The 19,209-nt window shown below is 71.2% G+C and carries 20 protein-coding genes; 1 reads left to right on the top strand and 19 read right to left on the bottom strand.

Annotation, left to right across the window (positions count from 1 at the left end):
• Positions 1–6 precede the first annotated feature (6 nt).
• The 18 genes from ABZ382_RS10240 to fabD form a co-directional block, all read right to left on the bottom strand.
• Positions 7–933 (bottom strand): SDR family NAD(P)-dependent oxidoreductase, encoded by a 927-nt coding sequence (locus ABZ382_RS10240; RefSeq protein WP_357086506.1) that lies wholly within the window; start codon positions 931–933, stop codon positions 7–9.
• Positions 930–1,433 carry a DUF2505 domain-containing protein gene (locus tag ABZ382_RS10235; protein WP_357086505.1) on the bottom strand — a complete coding sequence of 168 codons (504 nt, stop codon included), beginning with the start codon at positions 1,431–1,433 and terminating at the stop codon, positions 930–932. Before ABZ382_RS10235 ends, ABZ382_RS10240 begins: the two co-directional genes overlap by 4 nt.
• Positions 1,434–1,435: 2 nt before the next feature.
• Positions 1,436–3,184 carry a BTAD domain-containing putative transcriptional regulator gene (locus tag ABZ382_RS10230; protein ID WP_357087322.1) on the bottom strand — a complete coding sequence of 583 codons (1,749 nt, stop codon included), beginning with the start codon at positions 3,182–3,184 and terminating at the stop codon, positions 1,436–1,438.
• A 44-nt stretch (positions 3,185–3,228) separates the two neighbouring features.
• The gene (locus ABZ382_RS10225) at positions 3,229–3,702 is read right to left on the bottom strand and encodes a DUF1772 domain-containing protein (RefSeq protein WP_357086503.1); all 474 of its coding nucleotides are present in this window, start codon (positions 3,700–3,702) and stop codon (positions 3,229–3,231) included.
• Positions 3,703–3,906: 204 nt separating this feature from the next.
• Positions 3,907–4,317, bottom strand: a complete 411-nt coding sequence (locus ABZ382_RS10220; RefSeq protein WP_357086501.1) for a hypothetical protein — start codon at positions 4,315–4,317, stop codon at positions 3,907–3,909.
• Complete coding sequence (locus ABZ382_RS10215; RefSeq protein WP_357086499.1) at positions 4,307–5,272, bottom strand: NADP-dependent oxidoreductase; 966 nt, start codon at positions 5,270–5,272, stop codon at positions 4,307–4,309. The genes ABZ382_RS10220 and ABZ382_RS10215 overlap by 11 nt, the downstream gene beginning before the upstream one ends.
• A complete protein-coding gene (gene ubiG, locus ABZ382_RS10210) occupies positions 5,269–5,976 on the bottom strand; it encodes a bifunctional 2-polyprenyl-6-hydroxyphenol methylase/3-demethylubiquinol 3-O-methyltransferase UbiG (protein ID WP_357086497.1) in 708 nt (235 codons plus the stop codon). The genes ABZ382_RS10215 and ubiG overlap by 4 nt, the downstream gene beginning before the upstream one ends.
• 1 nt (position 5,977) lies before the next feature.
• Positions 5,978–7,192 (bottom strand): FAD-dependent monooxygenase, encoded by a 1,215-nt coding sequence (locus ABZ382_RS10205; RefSeq protein WP_357086495.1) that lies wholly within the window; start codon positions 7,190–7,192, stop codon positions 5,978–5,980.
• Positions 7,189–7,746, bottom strand: a complete 558-nt coding sequence (locus ABZ382_RS10200; protein ID WP_357086493.1) for an ester cyclase — start codon at positions 7,744–7,746, stop codon at positions 7,189–7,191. The genes ABZ382_RS10205 and ABZ382_RS10200 overlap by 4 nt, the downstream gene beginning before the upstream one ends.
• Positions 7,736–8,869 (bottom strand): 3-oxoacyl-[acyl-carrier-protein] synthase III C-terminal domain-containing protein, encoded by a 1,134-nt coding sequence (locus ABZ382_RS10195; protein ID WP_357086491.1) that lies wholly within the window; start codon positions 8,867–8,869, stop codon positions 7,736–7,738. Before ABZ382_RS10195 ends, ABZ382_RS10200 begins: the two co-directional genes overlap by 11 nt.
• A gap of 55 nt (positions 8,870–8,924) precedes the next feature.
• Positions 8,925–11,336 carry a beta-ketoacyl-[acyl-carrier-protein] synthase family protein gene (locus ABZ382_RS10190; protein ID WP_357086489.1) on the bottom strand — a complete coding sequence of 804 codons (2,412 nt, stop codon included), beginning with the start codon at positions 11,334–11,336 and terminating at the stop codon, positions 8,925–8,927.
• 18 nt (positions 11,337–11,354) lie between these two features.
• Entirely contained in the window at positions 11,355–12,629 is a 1,275-nt protein-coding gene (locus tag ABZ382_RS10185) for a beta-ketoacyl-[acyl-carrier-protein] synthase family protein (protein ID WP_357086487.1), read from the bottom strand.
• Entirely contained in the window at positions 12,626–13,138 is a 513-nt protein-coding gene (locus ABZ382_RS10180; protein WP_357086485.1) for a hypothetical protein, read from the bottom strand. Before ABZ382_RS10180 ends, ABZ382_RS10185 begins: the two co-directional genes overlap by 4 nt.
• Complete coding sequence (locus tag ABZ382_RS10175) at positions 13,135–14,445, bottom strand: beta-ketoacyl-[acyl-carrier-protein] synthase family protein (RefSeq protein ID WP_357086483.1); 1,311 nt, start codon at positions 14,443–14,445, stop codon at positions 13,135–13,137. The genes ABZ382_RS10180 and ABZ382_RS10175 overlap by 4 nt, the downstream gene beginning before the upstream one ends.
• Complete coding sequence (locus tag ABZ382_RS10170; RefSeq protein WP_357086481.1) at positions 14,442–14,894, bottom strand: hypothetical protein; 453 nt, start codon at positions 14,892–14,894, stop codon at positions 14,442–14,444. Before ABZ382_RS10170 ends, ABZ382_RS10175 begins: the two co-directional genes overlap by 4 nt.
• Before the next feature lie 41 nt (positions 14,895–14,935).
• On the bottom strand, positions 14,936–15,718 hold the full coding sequence (locus ABZ382_RS10165; protein ID WP_357086479.1) for a 3-oxoacyl-ACP reductase family protein: 783 nt from the start codon (positions 15,716–15,718) through the stop codon (positions 14,936–14,938).
• A complete protein-coding gene (locus ABZ382_RS10160; protein ID WP_357086477.1) occupies positions 15,718–16,140 on the bottom strand; it encodes an acyl carrier protein in 423 nt (140 codons plus the stop codon). Before ABZ382_RS10160 ends, ABZ382_RS10165 begins: the two co-directional genes overlap by 1 nt.
• A gap of 97 nt (positions 16,141–16,237) precedes the next feature.
• The gene (fabD, locus tag ABZ382_RS10155) at positions 16,238–17,227 is read right to left on the bottom strand and encodes an ACP S-malonyltransferase (RefSeq protein WP_357086475.1); all 990 of its coding nucleotides are present in this window, start codon (positions 17,225–17,227) and stop codon (positions 16,238–16,240) included.
• A gap of 210 nt (positions 17,228–17,437) precedes the next feature.
• On the opposite strand from fabD, the gene ABZ382_RS10150 reads away from it, so the two are divergent.
• Positions 17,438–18,400 carry an ATP-dependent DNA ligase gene (locus ABZ382_RS10150; RefSeq protein ID WP_357086473.1) on the top strand — a complete coding sequence of 321 codons (963 nt, stop codon included), beginning with the start codon at positions 17,438–17,440 and terminating at the stop codon, positions 18,398–18,400.
• Between the two features lie 10 nt (positions 18,401–18,410).
• On the opposite strand, the gene ABZ382_RS10145 is transcribed toward ABZ382_RS10150, so the two are convergent.
• Positions 18,411–19,205 carry an ABC transporter ATP-binding protein gene (locus ABZ382_RS10145; RefSeq protein WP_357086471.1) on the bottom strand — a complete coding sequence of 265 codons (795 nt, stop codon included), beginning with the start codon at positions 19,203–19,205 and terminating at the stop codon, positions 18,411–18,413.
• Between the last annotated feature and the right edge of the window lie 4 nt (positions 19,206–19,209).

Below are 19,209 nucleotides of genomic sequence, written 5' to 3'. Positions count from 1 at the left end.
GCGCGATCACCGCCGTTCGGCGGGCGGCACCCGTCGCGCGGTCCGGACCAGGTCCTCGGAGATCTGCCACAGTTCCGCGGCCCGCTCGGGGTCGTAGGACTCGGGCGCGCTGGGTACTTCGGTCGCGCCGGTGAAGTATTTGCCGGTGGTGTCGGCGAGGTCGGGTCCGGTGATCAGCCAGGCCAGGTCGGCGGCCGAGCGGGCGACGGTGCGGGCGATGGGCATGACCCGGATGAGCACCGGCGCGAGCAACCGGAATCCGATCCGGGCGGGCGCCGAATAGCCCCGGGAGAGAGCGGTTTCCGGCATCAGCCCGGGGTCGAAGGCGTTGACGGTGATCCCGCGATCGCCCCACCGGTTGGCCAGTTCGTAGGCGAAGTACACATTGGCGAGCTTGCTGGTCGCGTAGGCGACCCGCCCGTCGCGTCCGGAACCCGCACCGGGAGTGGCGAGTTCGCGGGGTGCGCGCCACCGCGGCGCGGGGAACCCCATCGATTTGCGCGGTCCCTGATGCACGTCGCTGGACACCACCAGGACCCGCGATCCCGCGTCGAGCAGGTCCGCGCATCCGGTGACGAGCGCGAAATGCCCGAGATGATTGACGGCGAAGGTCAATTCATAGCCGTCCTCGGAGCTGCGCACCTGGTCCACGATCTGGAGTCCGGCATTGCACACGATCGCGCCGAGCCGCGGTTGTTCCCGGCGGTGCAGGGTTTCCACCGCCGCCCCGACCGAATCCAGCGACGCCAGTTCCAGTTCCAGCAGTTCCACCTGGGCCGTGGGCGCGTGTTCCCGGATCCGCTGCCGAGCGGCCTCCGCCCGCTCGGTGTCACGGCATCCGAGGATCAGGGGAACACCCTTGGCGGCGAGGATCTTCGCGGTTTCGAGGCCGAGCCCCGAGGTCGCGCCGGTGATGAGAACGGGAAGGCTCATGCCGCGTTCTCCAGCCACTTCATCGTGAACTCGTCGATGGCGGCCGCGGTGCTGGTGAACGTCTTGCCCATATCGGCTTCGATGAGCCTGCCGATCAGGGGAACCCGGGCTTCGATCTGCCCGGACATGGTGAATTCGCACCCGTCGTCGGTGCGTCGCAGCACCAGGTCGGCGCCGAGTTTGATGGTCATGCCCTGGATCTGCCCGTCCATCCGCCCGCGGGCGATGCCGTCGGCGGGTTCGGACCAGGTCTCGCTGTAGGTGTAGCGCACGCCGTCGGGCCGGAACTTGGCGGCCGGGCCGGGCAGGGACGAGGCGGGGATGACGGTGTTGACGGTGACCAGGGTGCGGTTCGGGGTGACCTCGAAGGCGGCCAATTCGGCGTCGGCGCCGTCGATTTCGCGGATGCGCTGTTCCCAGTAGTCCCGGGAGCCGAGGGCGCGGTGGAACTGGATATCGCTGTACGGGTACGGGGTGGTGTGTTGCACGGAACGCGGCATGGTCAGTCTCCCAGGTGCTTGGCGTAGATGCGGTGGATGTCGAGCATTCGGTAGAGGGCGCGGTCGGCGTCGTCGCGGCCGACCTCGGAGAGCAGGTAGGCGTCGACGAGCCGGTCCATGGCGTCCTCGACCTCGTCGGCGCTGAGTTCGGGGTGGTCGGGAGCGATGAATTCGGTTCCGGCGGAGGTGTGGTGGCCGAGGTCGCGGAAGACGCCGGCGGCGGTGCTGTCGAGCCGGTCGAAGGTGAGGTCGAGGCTGGCGCGGATGTCGAGGGATTGGTAGGACACGACTTCGAGGCGGCGTTGCTCGTCGCTGATCCGGGCCAGCATGCGGGCGAAGGTCCAGTGCGGTCGCGCCGACATGCGGCAGGCGACGGCGCGCAGGGCCAGCGGGATGCCCGAGCAGTGGTCGGCGACGCTGCCCGCGTCCTCCCATTCGGGCAGCACCCGCGCCCGGCCGACGGTGGCGACCAGCATCTGCAGGCCCTGGGTGCGGGACAGCTCGTGCAGGACGTAGGTGCGGACGGTGGTGAGCCCCAGAGCGAATCGGCTGGTGATCAGCGCGGTGCTGGATCCGCCCGCGGGCAGCAGCGGGATGATCTGTGATTCGGTGACGGCGTTGTCGAGGATCACCAGCACGCGCCGCCGCGCCAGCCGCGCCCGGTAGAGGTTGGCGCGTTCGGCGAGGGTGGAGGGGATGGCGTCGGCGGGCAGGCCGAGCGCGGTGAGCAGCCGGCCGAGCACCGTCTCCGTGGTGGTGTTCGGTACCTCGGCCAGGTCGGCGTACAGCATCCCGTCGGGGAAGCGGTCACGCAGGAAGTCGGCGGCCTGCAGCACCAGCGCGGTCTTGCCGACGCCCGCGCCGCCGGTCACCAGGACCGGGCGCGGGGAGGGCTCGTCGGTGAGCATGCCGGTGAGGGTGGCCAGTTCGGCGTCGCGCCCGCTGAATCCGAGCGGGGCCAGCGGCACCATGTCGGGCGCGATGCCGAGGGTGACGGTGGGCGGGTCGCCGCGCAGGATCTGGCAGTGCAGTTCCCGCATGCCGGGGCTGGGGTCGGCGCCGAGTTCGTCGGCGATGAGCCGCCGCGCCAGCTCGTACTGCCGCAGCGCCTGCGCGGTCTCGCCGTTGAGGAAGTAGGCGCGGATCAGCCGCTCCTGCAACCCTTCCACGAGTGGTTCCTCGAGCAGGGCGGTGTGCAGCCGGTTGATCACCAGCGAATGGTTGCCGCGCCGGATCTCGGCGTCGGCCCAGTCGGCGGTGACCTCGTGCTTGAGCCGGTGCAGCGAGTCGCTGAGTCGCCGGGCCCATTCGCTGTCCAGTCCGGTCATGGCGCTGCCGTTCCACAGGTTCAGCCCCGCGGCGAGTTGTTCGACGCGGCCGGGGTCGTCGATGTCGGTGGCGCGGGCCCGGTCCACCAGGTCCATGAAGTGCCGCAGGTCGACGGAATCCGGTGGGGTGGACAGGGTGTAGCCGCCGGAGCCGCGGTTGACCTGGACGGGCGGGCCGCCGTGCCCGGCGGTGGCCTCGGTGAGCACCCCCCGCAGCCGGGCGACGTAGGTGTAGACGGCGTCGCGGGCGGCGACCGGCGGGGAATCACCCCACACGCGGTCGATGAGCGTGTCGATGGAGAGTGGCCGGCCCGAATCCACCAGCAGTGCGGCCAGCAGGCTGGTCTGCCGGGGCGGCCCGAGGTCGACGGGTTTGCCGTGCACGTGGAGCTGTATCGGGCCCAGGAGCTTGAACTGGATCATTGTCACGCCTAACTTCCCCCCTGGTTTGGTTGCGGCGCAGCCCATTACATGGACAGCGCCGCGAGAAAGAGTGCGACCAGGGCGATTCCCTGCAGGACGACGCGGACGACGATGACGCTGTCCCAGGTGCGCTGCATCTCGCGGACGTCGGCGGGGACGCGGTCGGCGATGACCGCGGCGGTGAGCTGCTTGTTGACCGGCGCGCTGATCCGGGCGTAGATGCCCAGCCAGACGGCCAGGACGGCGACGGCGAGTGCCGCGAAGCCCCCCGCGGCGGTCTTGCCGTCGAGAAACGCCAGGCCGGTGGCCACGACTGCGGCGACCACGCCGACCGCGCCCGGGATCGGCATGCGTTTGTCGGCGACCTCGTGGATCCGGCCGGTGACGGCGGCCAGGGCGCGGTCGTCGATGCGGGCGAAGGCCGTCCGCAGCACCAGGGCGCAGAAAAAATCGGTGCCGTAGACGACCGCGGTCGTCAGAATTGAAATACCTATGGCTGACTGGAATAGAATTTCCATTAGCAAATCCTCGGCGAATGGCCAAGGGCGAGAACGGCTGCCGCCGATTCTCCACCTCGGCGTCGGTAGTGGTGATCGTCCCAAATTGTCGTGAACATTATGTTGCACCGTGTGGTGCAAGACATTTCACTGAAATGTGATTGTGGCGATGGCCAGTTCTCGCCCGGCGCGCGTTGTGATCGGTTATGGGGCGGTAGGGGTTCGCTACTCCCGCAACGCCGCGGCTACCAGAATTCCGCCGGCCAATCCCGCTGCTGTGAGCAACTCCCAGGTGTCGGGCGGCCCGGTCACGCCGAGGCGCCCGCGCTTGTTCAGCGTCACCGTGGCATCCACCAGTTCGAGTGCGACACCGAGCACGAACCAGTGCCGCACCGGGTGCCCGCGCCGCAGCGACCACACGGTGCCGAGCCCGATCACCACGTCGCGGGTGCCGAACGCGCGGGTGGGCAGCGAGGAGGCGTTGTCGTCGTATTCGCCCGACCACGATTTGGAGACCGTGGCGGGCTGGGTGAGCATGCCGGTGCCGATGGCGATCCGGGCCAGCGCCTGCGACCAGGCCATCTGCCGCACCATGCCCTGCACACGGCGGTGGGCCAGCATCGAATTACCGTTCATCGTAAGGGTTTTCCTCCTGGCAGGCGGCCTCGTCCACGGCGACCACGACCTTTCCGCGGGCGTGTCCGCCCTGGCTGAGCAGATGCGCGCCGGCGGCCTCGGGCAGCGGGAAGACCGCGCCGACCGGCACCCGGAACACGCCCTTGGCGGCGAGCGCGGCGACCACGGGCAGGTCGCCGGTGTCGGGCCGGGTGAAGACGTAGGAGCCGCCGAGTTCGCGGGCCTTCGGATCGACCACGGAGGCGAACCGGCCGTGCGGGGCCAGCAGCGGCAGCACGGTGCGCTGGATGCGTTTGCCGACCGCGTCGAGCAGCACGTCGACCCCGTCGGGGGCGAGTGCGCGGACCGAATCGGCCAGTCCCACCGTGTAATTCACCGGTTCCGCGCCCAGCTCGCGCAGGAATTCGTGATTGCGCTCGCTGGCGGTGCCGATCACCCGCGCACCCAGGTGCACCGCGATCTGCACCGCCACGCTGCCGACGCCACCGGCCGCGCCGTGCACCAGCACGGTCTCCCCGCGCTGCACGTCGAGCACCCGCACCAGGGCCTGGTAGGAGGTGAGCGCGGCCAGCGGCATGGCGGCGGCCTCGGCCCAGCCCATGTTCGGCGGTTTGATCGCCAGCGCCCGCACCGGCGCGGGCATCACCTCGGCGAAGCTGCCGCGGCTCAGGTAGTCCTCGCGCACGCAGCCCACGACCTCGTCGCCGACCGCGAATTCGTTGACGCCGATGCCGATCTCGCGCACCACGCCCGACACGTCCGCGCCCGGGATGATGGGGAAGACGGTGTCGGCGAACGGATCCAGGTAGCCCTCGCGGGCCTTCCAGTCGATCGGGTTGACCGCGGCGGCCTTCACGTCGAGCAGCACCCCGTCGAGCGCCATCTTCGGGATGGGCAGCTCACCGTATTCGAGGACCGACGCGTCGCCGTAGCGCCGGTAGAAGACCGCCTTCACGAGCGCACCGCCGCACCGATATAGGTGGAGGACAGGTCCGCGGTGGTGAACATGATCAGGTTGCCGTCGCGCTTCTTGCCGAGGATGGTCAGCCCGCGCTGCTTGGCCAGCGGTGTCAGCCCGGCGGCGTCGAGGTGGCGGGCCAGCTCGGCGGGTTTGATGAACTGGTGGTGATGATGGGTGCCGCGGGCCACCATGCCGGTGATGTACTCCGGGATCCAGATCATCACGATGCGAGCCAGCAGGGTCCGATTGATGGTGTCGTAGCAGAAGATTCCGCCGGGCTTGAGCACCCGCGCGATCTCACGCACCGCCATGGCCGGGTCGTCCACGTGCTCGAGCACGTCCACGCAGGTGACGACGTCGAAGGTGTGGTCCGCGTAGGGCAGGGCCTCGGCCCGTCCGACGGAGTACTCGATGTTCTTGCCGGTCGATTCGGCGTGCGCGCGGGCGGCGGCGACCAGCCGGGCGGAGGGGTCCATCCCGCTCACCTCGGCGCCGCGCCCGGCCAGGTATTCGGTGGTGAATCCGCCGCCGCAGCCGACGTCGAGCACTTTCTTGCCCGCCCAGTCCTGGACGAATCTGTCGAAGTACTCGAAGCGCGGGCGCTGGAAGGAGGTGAGCCCCTTCATGGCGGAGTCGTCGTCCCACCAGGATTCGGCGAAGTCGCCGAAGAAGTCGGCCTCGGTCTGGGATTGCTTCATGTCAGACACCGTCTTTCTGCAGTGATGCGGTCGGTTCGGGGGTGCGCCAGCGGGTGGCGTAGGCGATCTGGTCGCGTTCGGCGATGCGGAAGACGAGCCACGGCCACACCAGCCGCATGCCGAGTTCGCGCAGCCGGATGAGCAGCGGGTTCTCCACCGCCCCGAGGCGGCCGATGCGCCAGGCCACTTTCTGGAGTCCGGCGGTGCGGGCGCGGCGCTGTTTCTCGTAGCGGTGCAACGCGGTCGCGGGGTCGGTGGTGTCGAGTTCCTCGGCCAGGACGAGGGCGTCCTCGAGGGCCTGGCACGCGCCCTGACCGATATTGAAGGTGATGGGGTGGGCGGCGTCGCCGAGCAGCGTGACCCGGCCGGCGCCCCAGCGCTTGTCCGGGGCCCGGTCGAGCACGTCGCCGCGAATGACGGCCTCGGGCGGGGTGGCGGCGAGGATCTCTTCGACCGGGGCCATCCAGCCCCGATGCCGTTGCGCCAGTAGCTCTCTGGGGTCGCCGTCGTCGTGGCCGCCGGGTGCGCCGTTGGCCACGCTCATCCAGTGCACGACGCCGGGGGCGACGTCGTAGAAGGTGAATCGGGTGCCGGGGCCGAACAGCGCGTAGAAGGTGCCGGGCCGGATCTTCTCGTGCCGCAGTTCGGCTTTGCCGCGCCAGGCGATGTAGCCGGTGTAGCGCGGCCTTGCCATGCCGAGCAGTCCGTTGCGGACCATGCCGTTGATGCCGTCCGCGCCGATGAGGACGTCGCCGCGGACCCGGTCGCCGTCGGACAGCTCGACCGTGACGCCGGTGTCGTCCTGTTCGAAGCCGACGACGGCCGCGCCCGTGCGGATCTCGGCGTCGTCGCCGGTGGCGGTGACCGCCGCGCTGAGGATCCGGTGCAGCACCGACCGCTCGACCGCGATGGTCGGGCAGCCGTACTTCTCGATGAACCCGCCGACCGGCCACGCGCCGAACAGGTCCCCGCGCCAGGTCCCGAAGTGGGTGATCTGTTGGATCGGTGCGGTCTCGAGCACTTCGCCCAGCACGCCGAGGCGTTGCAGCGCGATGGTGCCGTTGGTCCAGATATGCAGGCCCGCACCGCCGTCGCGCAGTTCGGTGGCGCGTTCGAAGACCCGCACCCGTAGGCCGCGTTGCCGCAGCGCGAGGGCCGCGGCCAGGCCGCCGATGCCGCCGCCGGAGATGAGTACCGTCAGTGGCCGCTGCGTCACGGCCGGCCCGCTTCGGTCGGGGCCGCCGCGTCGGTCAGGGACGACACGGTGGCCGCCAGTTCCGCGAGGTCCATGCCGCCGCCCTTGCGGCGTCGGCCCTTGCGGCCCAGCGCACCCGACACCAGCCAGCCCAGGCCGAGCGCCTCGAGCATGGCGGATTCCACGCCGATGCCCCAGCGTTCGTGGATCAGGCCGTCGGCCAGCCGCCACACCACCACGCCCTTGAACTCGACGGCCTCGCCGGTGGGGTCCATGCCGAGGAATTCGCCGGTGAAGGTGCCGCGCCAGGTGTTGTGGATGACCACGTAGTCGGCGTGCGCGCTGAGCGCCTCGATGGTGACGTGCAGGTCCGGGAAGCCTTCGCGCAGACCGGCGATGGTGTACTTGACGCCTGCGGTGCCGTCGGGCGCGCCGGGCAGCGGCTGGTGGTCGACCATGTCGGGGGAGTAGATCTCGTCGACCACCGAGAAGTCGCCCTGGTTGACGAATTCGTCGAAGACGCGGCGGATGATGCGCGCGTTCTCCTCGGCTGTGAACACGTGATCAGGCGACATGGTCGATCACCTCGGCGGATTCGGCGAACGGGGCTTCCCAGCGCAGCGACAGACCGGCGTAGAGGTAGCGGCTGGCCTCGACGGCGAGCAGCAGCACCTGGTCGCCGGGCCGGACCCGGCCCTGGACCCAGCCGTCGTCGAGGGCCAGCGGTACCGCCGCGGAGCCGGTCGCGCCGACGGTGGCGAGGTTCTCGACAATGTTCTTGGCCAGCACCGCTTGGTCCTCGGGAGAGACTCCGGCGGCGTCGAATTCGGCGGTGAAGTAGTCGGCATTGCCCTCGGGCAGCACGCAGGCGTCGATCTCGGCGACGGTGAGCCCGGTGCGCGCCAGCATGTCCTTCATACCCGCCACGAACACCTGCGGCCCGAAGGTGGCGGTCCCGTTCACGTCGAGCTTCATCTCCACCAGGCGCTTGCGCTTGGCCTGATCGAACACCGGCTCGTGGGTGCCGCCGCCGACGATCTGCATGCCGGGCTTGCGGTCGCCGCCGAGACAGGCGGTGGCGAAACGGAATTCACCGTCCGGGTCGGCGCTGCCGGGTTCGCCGGCGCGCAGCACGACCGCCCCGGCCCCGTCGCCGAAGGAGTTGATGACCAGCCGGTCGCGCATGCGCACCAGCTCGGGGTCCATGCCGAGGTACATCGGAACCAGCAGCGGCGAAATGGATTCCGCGCCGATCACGACGGCCGTCCGGTACGTGCCGTCGGCGAGCAGGCGGCGCGCGTAGTCGAGGCCCTGCACGAAACCGGTGCAGGCGGCGCGGAATTCGATGGACGCGCAGTGCGCGAGCCCGAGCTGCTCCTGCACGTAGGTGACGACAGCGGGCAGCTGATATTCGGGGCTGGCGGAGGACATGACCAGCAGATCCACCTCCGCCGGGTCGATGCCGGCGCGGGCCAGCGCGCGCCGCGCCGCCGTGGTGGCCATGGCGGAGGTACCGGTGGTGTGGCGGCCGGTGGCCGGGTCGATGATCCAATGCCGTTGCCGCACTTGGATGTTGTCGAGGACCTCGGCGGGCATGGGCCCGCACAGGCGCTCGAGGGTGGCATTGTCGATCGGGTCGCCGGGCAGGTAGGAGCCGGTGGACAGGATCGATACGTGGCGGGTGTCGAGGTTCGGCATGGTGTCTCCGTTCACGATTCGAGGTGTGCGTTCACGAGTTGGTGGATGCGTCGGGTCACCGCGGTGCGGCCGCGGGGTGGGTCAGCACGAAACTGGTGTGGGTGCCGCCCAGCGACGAGCCGTTGACCAGCACCGGCCCGTGGTCCGCGCCGTGCGCCCACGAGGTGATGGCCAGCGCGGCGGCCAGCTGCGCGCCCGCGCCGATGGGATCGCCGAGCACCCGCTTCGGCTCGTGCCGGGCGCAGGCCGGGTTCAGGCCGAGCCGGTCGACGGCCCGGCGCTCGGGACCGTCCACCGCGGGCAGCCCCGCCGCGCCGGTCCAGACCGCGGTCACGTCTTCCGGTTTCATCCCGGACGCGGTGAGGGCCTCGCGCATGGCCCGCTCCACCCCGTGCCCGCGCGGATCCCAGCGCGCGATGCCGAGCGCATCGCAGGTGGTGGCGTAGCCCGCGAGCCCGGCCAGCGGGGTGACCCCGCGGGCCCGCGCCGTCGAGGCCCGTTCCAGCAGCAGGGTGACGCTGCCCTCGGCGAGCTGGAATTCGCGGCCGTGACGGCCGGTGAACACTCCCGCTCCCCGGTAGGCGTCGAGCGCGTAGGGCGAGAGCTCGTCCGCGCCGGTGCACAGGACGGCGTCGGCGCGTCCGGCCCGCAGCAGGTCGAAGGCGGTGCCGAGCGCGGCCGCGCCCGCGGCGTGACCCGACGTGAGCGTCGAGGTCGGCCCCTTCGCGCCCAGCGCCATCGCCACCTGCCCGGCGGCGGCATTGAAGACGGTATTGGGGAAGATCGCCGGATTTCCTTGCAGCGGACCGCCCAGCACCGTCGGCTCGAAGAACCGGGAGATGCTGCTCATCGGCCCGACACCGGTGCCGAGCACCACGCCCACGCTCTCGTCGGCGGTGAGCCCGGCCGCCGTGAGCGCCTGCTCGCTGGTCGCCACGGCCAACTGGCCGAGTCGGTCCATGCGTCGCCGCGCCTTCGCCGGAATGGTCGCCCCCGGATCGGTGCCCACTCGCACCACCCGCAACCCGCGGTGCGACTCGGCGACTCCGGCCCCGGCCTGCCATGCGGCCCAGAGCTGTTCGGCGTCCGCTGCCGCACCCATGAGCACGCCGATCCCGGTCACGACGACCTCGTCGACCACGTCGGCCGCGACGGACACGAGCTCGCCGTGGGTTTCGGCGGGCCGCCCGTACACGACGCAGGCGTTGGCCCCGGCGAAGGCGAAGTTGTTCGAGGCGGCGACCCGCATGGGCAGGGCCCGGGCCTGGTTCGGCGCGGGATCGAGCCCGCAGGCCGGGTCGGTCTCGGCGAAACCGGCTGTCGGCGGGATCATCTCGTCGCGCAGGCCGAGGATGGTGACGATGGCTTCGACCGCCCCCGCTGCGCCGAGCAGGTGGCCGATCATGGATTTGGTGCTGCTCAGCACCACATCCCGGGCGGCGTCGCCGAGGGCGGCGCGGACCGCATTGCTCTCGGCCGAGTCGTTCTTCGGGGTCCCGGTGCCGTGCCCGTTGATGTAGGGCACGTCGGCGGGAGTGAGCCCGGCGGTGTCGATGGCGGCGCGGATGGCCCGCGCCGCGCCCGCGCCCTGCGGATGCGGGGCGGTGGCGTGGTAGCCGTCGGCGGACATGCCGTAGCCGAGCACCTCGGCCACGATCGGGGCCCCGGCCGCGAGGGCCACCTCGGCGGAGGTCAGCACCATCATGCCCGCGCCCGCGCCGAGCGAGAGGCCGTCGCGGTCACGGGAATACGGCCGCGCCGGTCGCGAGGACAGCGATTCGACGCTGTTGAAGCCGTAGTACGCCATCTCGCTGAGCGCGTCGCTGCCGCCGACCAGCATGGCGTCCGCGCGTCCGGCGCGGATCTGCTCGACGGCGTGGGCCAGGGCGTGGGCGCTGGACGCGCAGGCCGTATTGACCGACAGCACCGGACCTTTCAGGCCGAATGCCGCGCTGAGGGCCTCCGCGCAGAACTGCGGTGACACCAGCAGCAGGTGCCGGTCGTCGCCGAGCCCCAGTTCGTCCGCGCCGACCGTGCGCCCGGCGTCGACCGCGCGGCGAACCGCCTTCTCGGCGCTGCGGATCCCGCTGTTGCAGCTGCCGAAGGCCACACCCCACCGGTGCGCGGGTAGCGCGTCCGGACGGGGCGTCGCGCCCGCCTCCAGTACGCCCAATCCCGCGCCCGCCATGGCTTCCTCGGCGGCGATGAGCGCGTAGTCGATGGCCGGTTCGGGGTCGGTGAGGCCCAGCGGGGCCAGGTAGTCGTATTTGGGGCGTGGCGGGTCGAGGATCTCGCCGCCGATGGCCGCGGGCAGTCCGGCGACGGCGAATTCGCGCAGCGGCCGGATGGCGACCTCGCCGCCGCGCACCCGCTGCCACAGTTCCTCCGCGCCGGCGCCGTGGGCGGTGATCGCGCCGAGCGAGGTGATCACGATGCGCCGGGGCGCCGGACGATGGGTTTCGTGCATGGCCGAAAGTCCTGTCGATCAGTTCGATTGGGTGAGGGTGAGCGCCACGGCCTGGCCCTCCAGGCCGCGGGCCAGGGCCAGCGCGACCCTCGGTCGTGCGTGCCGGGCCGCACCGGTGACGATGTCGAGATCGCATCCGGGGGCCGGGTTCTCGTGATTGGCGGTGGCGGGCACCACGCCGGAGTCCAGGGCCAGCGCGGCCAGGGCGGCATTGAGCGCGCCCGCGCCGCCGACCAGATGCCCGGTCTGGGGTTTGACGCTGGTCACGGCCGCCCGGTCGGCGGCCCCGCCGAGGGCGGTGCGCAGCGCCCGCACCTCGCTGGTGTCGCCGAGCGCGGTGGCGCAGCCGTGCGAGAACACGCAATCCGGGCTTGCCGCATCGGCATCCGACAGCGCTGCCGTGATGGCCCGGACCAGGCCGCGGCCGCCGGGATCGGAGGCGGGCGGGCGTACGCAGTCGTTGCCCATGCCGTAGCCCGCGAGCTCGGCGTAGATGTGCGCGCCGCGTCCCAGCGCTCGATCGCGGTCCTCGAGCACCAGGATGGCCGCGCCGTCGCCGATCACGGAGCCGGTGTGTTCGCGGTCGAACGGCCGGAACGCCTTGGTGTCCAGGTCGTTTCGAGGTGACAGCACGCCGAGGCCGTCGAGCTTGGCCATGGCCCACCAGTTGGTGGCGTCGTCGTAGCCGCCCGCCACGGCCAGATCGGCCTCCCCGCGCCGGATGGCGCGCATGGCCCGACCGATCGCGGTCGCGCCGGAATCGGCCGCGCCCGCGTAGAAGGCATTGGGTCCACGCAGGCCGAACAGCGAGGAGATGTGGTAGGTCCCGCCGTTCTGCAAACCCTCCACGTACGCCAGCGGCGGCACGATCGACCGGGCCAGTTCACCCAGCCTGCGCATGTCCGGCTGTCCGTCCGCGCCGCGGATGGCCTCCATGTCGGCGATGGAGTCGTCGCGCTGGCAGATGTCCTTGTTGCCACCGAGATACAGCCCGGTGCGGTGGCCGAGGTCGCTGCGCTCGAGCCCGGCGTCGCGCAGCGCGAGGGTGGCGGCCGCGACGCCGTACTGGTCGCCGCGGGTGGAGGTGCGCATGGACCGCAGCGACAGGAACTTGCCCGGATCGAAGTCGGGGATCTCCGCGCCGAGCCGGGTGCGCAGCGGCGACGGGTCGTAGGCGCGCAGCGGTGCGATGCCGGTGCGGCCCGCCACCAGCGCGTCCCAGGTCTCACGGGCGCCCTCACCGAGCGCCGTGACCAGGCCCACGCCGGTGATCACCACGCGCCGCGCGGTCACGACTGCACCTCGGCGGCAAGGCCGTTCGTGACCGGCGCCGATACAGCCCGGTCACCGATCGCCGCGGCGGAATCGCCGTTCACCGCGGCGATCGGCCGACGCGCCAGGCGCAGGTTCTTGATGGCGGCGGCGGTCTTGCCGTTCACCGTGGCGGTCGCCCGCCACACCGACTCGTCCGGATCGGTTCCGGCGCTGACACTTTCGACGGTCAGGTGCACCTGATCGCCCGGCGTGATGAAGCGCCGGAAGCGCAGCCCGTCGGCGGCGCGCAGCCGCAGCAGCGGATCGCCGGCGGCCATGACGGCCAGCGCGATCAGGCTCTCGGTCAGCAGTACGCCGGGCAGGATGGGGCGGCGCGGGAAGTGGCTGTCGAAGAACGGCAGGGTGCCGGTCACGTTCAGCAGGGCCTCGGCGCGAACGCCGGGTTCCACCACCAGGATTCGATCGAATCCCGGGGTGCCGATGCCCGCCGCCGGGAGGTCGGCGGGCGCGGGGTGGGACGCGGTCATGGCTGCTCCCTGAGCTCGGGGGTGTGCGGGGGTGCGCCCACCACGAGGCAGGTATTGGAACCGCCGAACGCGAGGGCGTTGATCATGGCCGCGCGCACCGGCATCCGGCGCGCGCGATGGGGGACGTAGTCGAGATCCAGGGCCCGGTCCGGGGTGTCGAGATTGAGGGTGGGCGGCACCACCGCGTCCCGGATCGCGCCCAGCGCCGCCAGCAGGTTCAGGGCCGCGGCCCCGGCGGTGAGATGCCCGGCCATGGATTTGGGCGAGGACACCACCAGCCGGTAGGCGTCGTCGCCGAACACCTTCTTGATGGCCCGGGTCTCGGAGACGTCATTGCCGGGCGTGCTGGTGCCGTGCGCCGCGATGTAGTCGATATCGGCGGCGCCCAAACCGGATTCGGTGAGGGCGGATTCCATCGCCTCGATCGCGCCCGCTCCGTCCGGCGGCGAGTCGGTGATCCGCCAGGCGTTCATGGTGGACCCGTAGCCGAGCAGCTCGCCCAGGATCGGCGCGCCGCGCTCGAGCGCGGAGTCGTGGTCCTCGAGGACGAAGGACACCGCGCCCTCGCCGATCACGAACCCGCTGCGGTCGGCGTCGAAGGGGCGCGAGGCGGCGGCGGGATTGTCGTTGTAGCGGTCGGTCATCGCGCCCAGCAGCCCGAAGCCGAGGATGTCGGCCCAGGTGGTGAGCGAGTCGTAGCCGCCGGCCACCATCATGCGGGCGTCGCCCTCCTGGATCAGCCGGAAGGCCTCGCCGAGGGCGTGCCCGGATCCGGCGCAGGCGGTGTGGATGCCCACCATCGGACCGGTCGCGCCGATCAACCGGACCATGGCGTTGAGGGCCAGGTTCTGATTGCCGGTCAGGGTCGCGGACGGCGCGGGCCGCACGAAGGCGTCGGCTTGCCCTGTACGGGAACGCAATTCGGAGACCCGCAGCACCATCGCCAGGTCGGGTCGGCCCACGCTCGCGCCCATGGCCACGCCGCGATCCGAGGGCGGATAGGGCTGCTCGTCGGCCAGGCCCGCGGAGCGCAGGGCCTCGCCGACCGCCGCCAGCCCGAACAGGCCGGGCCGGGACACCCAGCGCCGGTCGGCGGCGGCCGGGATCGCGGTGGCCGGATCGAAGGAGTCCGGGACCAGCCCGGCGATCCGGACCGGGAAGGTGGTGCAGTCGAAGGTGGTCAGCGGGCCGATGGCGTTGCGCCCGGCCACCAGTCCGTCCCAGGTGGACGGCGCGTCCACGCCGAGCGGGGTGACCGCGCCGACGCCGGTCACCACCACCCGCCGGCGTCCGGCCGGGGTGCTCATCCGACCAGCTCCTCGCCGAGCAGGTGGCGTGCCATCCGTTCGGTGTCGGCCGGGTCGTCGAGCCGGTCGGCGTCGATGAGGGCGCACATGATGTTGCGGGCGTCCATGATCCGCTCGCCGTCGACCTCGATCCAGCCGTCCACCACCGCGGCCTCCGGCGTCGCGTGCACCACCCGGGCCGTCATCCGCAGCACGTCACCGGGTACCGCGTCGCGGTGCATGGTGACCTCGCCGACGGTGAGCAGCGCGGCGCGTTTGGTGTGCGCCGAGCTGAGCAGCACGAGCCAGGCCCCGGCCTGGCACAGCGCCTCCAGGGCCAGGCCGAAGGGCAGCACGGGGCCGGTGGCGGACGGCTGCCAGACGTTCTCGTAGACCGAGGTGAGTTTGCGAGCCGTGATGTGCTGCAGGGGTTCCCAGGACTCGATTCGGTCGATGAGATGAAATCGCATGGCAGTCACGTCCTTTCCGATTCAGCGGGATGCCGGGGTGTTCAGCGGGAGACCAGGCGGCCGTTGCTGAGCTGCACCGCGAGGCCGCCATCGACGCGCAACAGTTCTCCGGTGACGTAGTCGGCGGCCGGACTTGCGAGCCAGGCCACCGCCTCCGCGACCTGTCCCACATCGCCGTAGCGGCGCATCGGGACATGGGTGCGGCCCTTCCCGTTGTCGCGTTGCAGCAGGTCGCCGATGAGATCGGTGGGGATGACGCCGCCCAGCACGGCGTTCACCCGCACCCCGAACCGGGCCATCTCCACCGCGCAGGCCAGGGTGAGCGCGTTCATCGCGCCCTTGGAGGTGGAGTAGTTCGACTGCCCGGTGAGGCCCTTCTCGCCCATGATCGACGAGACGTTCACGATCGCGCCCTCGCCCTGGGACATCAGGTGCCCGGCCGCGGCGTGCGTGCAGTTGAAGGCGCCGCCCAGGTTGACCTGGATGACCTTCCACCATTCGGCCGGATCCATGTCGTGCAGCAGGCCGTCGCGGGTGATGCCCGCGTTGTTGACCAGAATGTGCAAGCCGCCCAACTGATCCCGGGTCTGCTCCACCAGATCCTTGGCCGCCGCGAGCTCGGACACGTCCGCGCCGATGGCGACCGCGCGGCCGCCGAACTCCGCGATCTCCGCGACCACCTCGAGGGCTTCGTCCTTGTGGGAGCGGTAGTTCACCGCGACCGCCGCGCCGCGCCGGGCCAGCGTGAGCGCGACGGCCCGGCCGATGCCGCGGGACGCGCCGGTGACCAGCGCGACCTTGCCTGCGAAATCCTGCTCCGGCATCAGGCGACCTCTTCGGCCTCGGCCGGTGCGGCGGCCCGCTGGGCGACCAGGTCGACCAGGTTGCGCACGGTGACCAGCCCGAGCACCTGTTCGCCGCGCAGCGGGCCGTTGAGCTTGCTGCGGTCGAACTGCGGCAGCACCTTCTCCAGGTGGGCGAGCCCGATCTCGGAGACGATCTCGTTCTCGTCGCCGAACTCGTCGTCGGGGATGCCGCCCTGCAGCAGTTCCTGAACGTCGGCGACGGCGATCTTGACGCCGGTGTCGCGGTGGATGCGGAACAGGATGTCGAGCAGGTCGATGGATTCCGCGCCGAGCTCGTCGATCAGGGTGGCGTCGAGGGTCACCTCGGACTGGTCGATGCCGAGGGCGTCGGCGATCGCGTCGGTGACGGCGGGTGCGAAGTCGGTGGTGGTTTCGGGCATGGTGATTCCTTCTTTCTCGGTGAGGGGTTGGCGGGGACCCCCGCGGCGCCTGCCGCAGGGGTGTGATCGGTGGGAGTTCGGCCGGATCCGGCCTGGCTCAGGCGTATTCGGCGACGGCCGCGGCGATGCGGCGAGCGTCCTGGGTGCTGCGCACGGTGGCGTCGCCGACCATGCGGTTGGCGAGCCCCGACAGCACGCGTCCGGGCCCGACCTCGAGGTAGTCGGTGCAGCCGAGTTCGGCGGCGGTGCCGATCACCTCGATCCAGCGGACCGGGGCGGTGAGCTGGCGGCGCAGCAGTTCCCGCGCCTCTGTGCCGCTCGAAATCGGTTGTGCGGTCACGGAACTGATGACGGTGGTGGTGGGATCGCGGAAGTCGGCCAGGTGCAGCCCGGCGGCGAATCGCTCCTCGAGCGATGCCATGAGCGAGCAGTGGAACGGTGCGCCGACCCGCAGTGCGACCAGCGAGCCCGCCCCCGCGGCGCGCAGCAGCTCGGTGGCGGCCGCGACCGCCTCCGCTGTCCCGGAGATGACCGACTGGTCCGGCGCGTTGTAGTTGGCGAGTTCGACGACCCCGTCCACGCCCGCGCAGATCTCCTCGATCCGCCCCGCGTCCACCCCGGACACGGCCGTCATCGCGCCCGGCACCGCCGCGGCGATCTCGGCCATCAGCTCACCCCGCAAGCGCACCAGCGTCAACGCGTCGGCGAGATCGAGCACCCCGGCCGCGGCCAGCGCCGCGAACTCCCCGAGACTGTGCCCGGCGACCAGATCGGGTGCGAACCCCTCGGCCCGCAGCACCTCGAACGTTGCCAGCGCCGTGGCCAGAATCGCCGGCTGCGCCACCTCGGTGGCCCGCAACTGCTCCGCGTCCGCCTCCGTGCACAGTGCCCGCATCGGCAGCCCCAGGCACTCGTCGGCCCGCTCGAACACGGCCCCCGCGGTCTCCGGGTGTTCCCGAATCAAATGCGCGGCCATCCCCTCCCGCTGCGATCCCTGCCCGGGAAACATGGCCAGTACCCGTCGTTGCCCGTCCGGTGCCCCCGGCGCGGCCGACTGCTGGGCCGCCGCGATCAGATTGGCGTTCATGATGTCTTCCGAATCGTGCAGGTAGCCGGTGGCTACTCGGGGTCAGATCCCGAACGTCGCTGTTCGCGTCCCGAGTATGTGAATCCCGGCTCGAGCGGTCCTCGAGGAAAACCAAACACGCAGTAACCATCCCGGCGCGGATCACATCCGGTGAGCGCGGACACGGCCGGGGTGGTTGACGGGGGTGCGGTGGCGGCGCATGGTGGGCCGATGGGCGAAGACGCGCGGGCCGGTCTGAAGTTCTCCAGTCTGGACAGTCCCCTGTTCGACGGGGCCGAGGCCACCAAGGGGGAGCTGATCGACTATCTCGAGGCGGTGGGGGAGCGGATGGTGGGGGCGCTGCGGGAGCGGCCGTTGTCGGTGGTGCGGGTGCGGCCGGGGCAGGAGCCGTTCATGCAGAAGAACCTGCCGAAGTACACGCCGGAGTGGGTGCGGCGGAAGACCTTGTGGGCGGGGAGCTCGAAACGGGAAGTGTCGTACGCCCTGTGCGATGACGTGCGGACACTGTTGTGGTTCGGGAACCAGCGGGCGGTGGAGTACCACGTGACCCTGCTGCTGGCTGAGGATCTGGTCGACTATTCCGGCGGGCCCACGCATCTCGTGCTGGATATCGATCCCGAACCGGGACAGCCTTTTTCGCAGGCGGTCGCCGCGGCGGAGCTGATTCGGCGGGCGCTGGCCGACGACGGGCTGGCAGGGGCGGTGAAGACCAGCGGGTCCAAGGGAGTGCACATCTTCGTGCCGGTGCGGGCGGGGATCGATATCGAGGACGCGGCGGCCGCCACCCGGGCCGTCGCGGCGCGCGCCGAACGGCTCGACCCGGACCTGGCCACCACGGCCTTCATTCGAGAAGACCGGGGCGGCAAGGTCTTCCTGGATTCCACCCGGGCGGGCGGGGCGACGGTGGTGTCGGTGTACAGCCCGCGGGTGCGGCCGGGGGCGACGGTGTCGTTCCCGGTCGGCTGGGCCGACCTGCCGGAGATCGATCCGCGCGATTTCACCGTGCGCACCGCCGCCGCCATCCTCGGCGACCGCGATCCGTGGGCCGAGGCCATGCCCGAACCGCAAACGCTCCCGGCGGATCTCATCGCCGAGGGCCACACCATCCCGGTGGCGCGGGTGCAGGCCATGCACGAAGGCAAACGCCGCGCCCGCGCCCGCCGCGCGGACTGATCGAGTCCGCTCAGGCCGCGTCGCGGTCGAGCTTGCGTTCGCTGTCCTCGACCAGCAGCCGGTACGCCCGGTCCGTCAGCGCCTGGAATCCGGTGGCGCGCGGGTCGCGCGGCGGATCCAGCGGCACCCGGATCTCGCCCTTGATCCGCCCGGGATCGTTGTCCAGCACCAGGATTCGATCCGCGAGCATGACCGCCTCCTCGATATTGTGGGTGACCATGAGCATGGTCCGGGTGGGGAAGGCGGTCTCGGCCCACAGCCGCATGAGCTCGCCGCGCAGGTTCTCGGCGGTCTGCACGTCCAGCGCGGAGAACGGCTCGTCCATGAGCAGCACCTCGGGCCGCAGCACCAGGGCTCGGGCGAAACCGACGCGCTGGCGCATGCCGCCGGAAAGCTCCTTGGGACAGGCGTTCTCGAAGCCGCCGAGGCCGATCATGTCGATGGCGTCGGTGACCCGCTCGGCGCGTTCCCAGCTCGGCAGGCCCTGGGCGCGCAGTCCGAGCTCGATGTTCTGCCGCACGGTCAGCCACGGCAGCAGCGCGAAGTTCTGGAACACCATGGCGGCGTCCGGATGCGGCGCGGTGATCGGCTCGTCGTGCAGCCGTGCGGATCCCGACGTCGGGGCGACCAGTCCGGCCATGATGCGCAGCAGCGTGGACTTCCCGGACCCGGACCGGCCGAGCAGCGCGACGATCTCGCCCTCGCGCAGCTCCAGCGAGACCTCCGAGAGCACCGGCAGCGGCGCACCGGTGGGCCCGGTGTAGTGCTTGCTGACGCGGTCGACGGTGACGATGGGGGTGGACATGGCT

Source organism: Nocardia sp. NPDC005825 (genome assembly GCF_040630175.1).
GTDB lineage: Bacteria > Actinomycetota > Actinomycetes > Mycobacteriales > Mycobacteriaceae > Nocardia.
Note: the sequence above shows the minus strand (reverse complement) of the source record. Positions and strands in the feature narration are given on the sequence as shown.

Coding starts and splice junctions, on each gene's coding strand:
- ABZ382_RS10240 (WP_357086506.1), bottom strand. CDS start 933: ATGAGCCTTCCCGTTCTCATCACCGGCGCGACCTCGGGGCTCGGCCTC.
- ABZ382_RS10235 (WP_357086505.1), bottom strand. CDS start 1,433: ATGCCGCGTTCCGTGCAACACACCACCCCGTACCCGTACAGCGATATC.
- ABZ382_RS10230 (WP_357087322.1), bottom strand. CDS start 3,184: ATGATCCAGTTCAAGCTCCTGGGCCCGATACAGCTCCACGTGCACGGC.
- ABZ382_RS10225 (WP_357086503.1), bottom strand. CDS start 3,702: ATGGAAATTCTATTCCAGTCAGCCATAGGTATTTCAATTCTGACGACC.
- ABZ382_RS10220 (WP_357086501.1), bottom strand. CDS start 4,317: ATGAACGGTAATTCGATGCTGGCCCACCGCCGTGTGCAGGGCATGGTG.
- ubiG (WP_357086497.1), bottom strand. CDS start 5,976: ATGAAGCAATCCCAGACCGAGGCCGACTTCTTCGGCGACTTCGCCGAA.
- ABZ382_RS10200 (WP_357086493.1), bottom strand. CDS start 7,746: ATGTCGCCTGATCACGTGTTCACAGCCGAGGAGAACGCGCGCATCATC.
- ABZ382_RS10195 (WP_357086491.1), bottom strand. CDS start 8,869: ATGCCGAACCTCGACACCCGCCACGTATCGATCCTGTCCACCGGCTCC.
- ABZ382_RS10190 (WP_357086489.1), bottom strand. CDS start 11,336: ATGCACGAAACCCATCGTCCGGCGCCCCGGCGCATCGTGATCACCTCG.
- ABZ382_RS10180 (WP_357086485.1), bottom strand. CDS start 13,138: ATGACCGCGTCCCACCCCGCGCCCGCCGACCTCCCGGCGGCGGGCATC.
- ABZ382_RS10175 (WP_357086483.1), bottom strand. CDS start 14,445: ATGAGCACCCCGGCCGGACGCCGGCGGGTGGTGGTGACCGGCGTCGGC.
- ABZ382_RS10170 (WP_357086481.1), bottom strand. CDS start 14,894: ATGCGATTTCATCTCATCGACCGAATCGAGTCCTGGGAACCCCTGCAG.
- ABZ382_RS10165 (WP_357086479.1), bottom strand. CDS start 15,718: ATGCCGGAGCAGGATTTCGCAGGCAAGGTCGCGCTGGTCACCGGCGCG.
- ABZ382_RS10160 (WP_357086477.1), bottom strand. CDS start 16,140: ATGCCCGAAACCACCACCGACTTCGCACCCGCCGTCACCGACGCGATC.
- fabD (WP_357086475.1), bottom strand. CDS start 17,227: ATGAACGCCAATCTGATCGCGGCGGCCCAGCAGTCGGCCGCGCCGGGG.
- ABZ382_RS10150 (WP_357086473.1), top strand. CDS start 17,438: ATGGGCGAAGACGCGCGGGCCGGTCTGAAGTTCTCCAGTCTGGACAGT.
- ABZ382_RS10145 (WP_357086471.1), bottom strand. CDS start 19,205: ATGTCCACCCCCATCGTCACCGTCGACCGCGTCAGCAAGCACTACACC.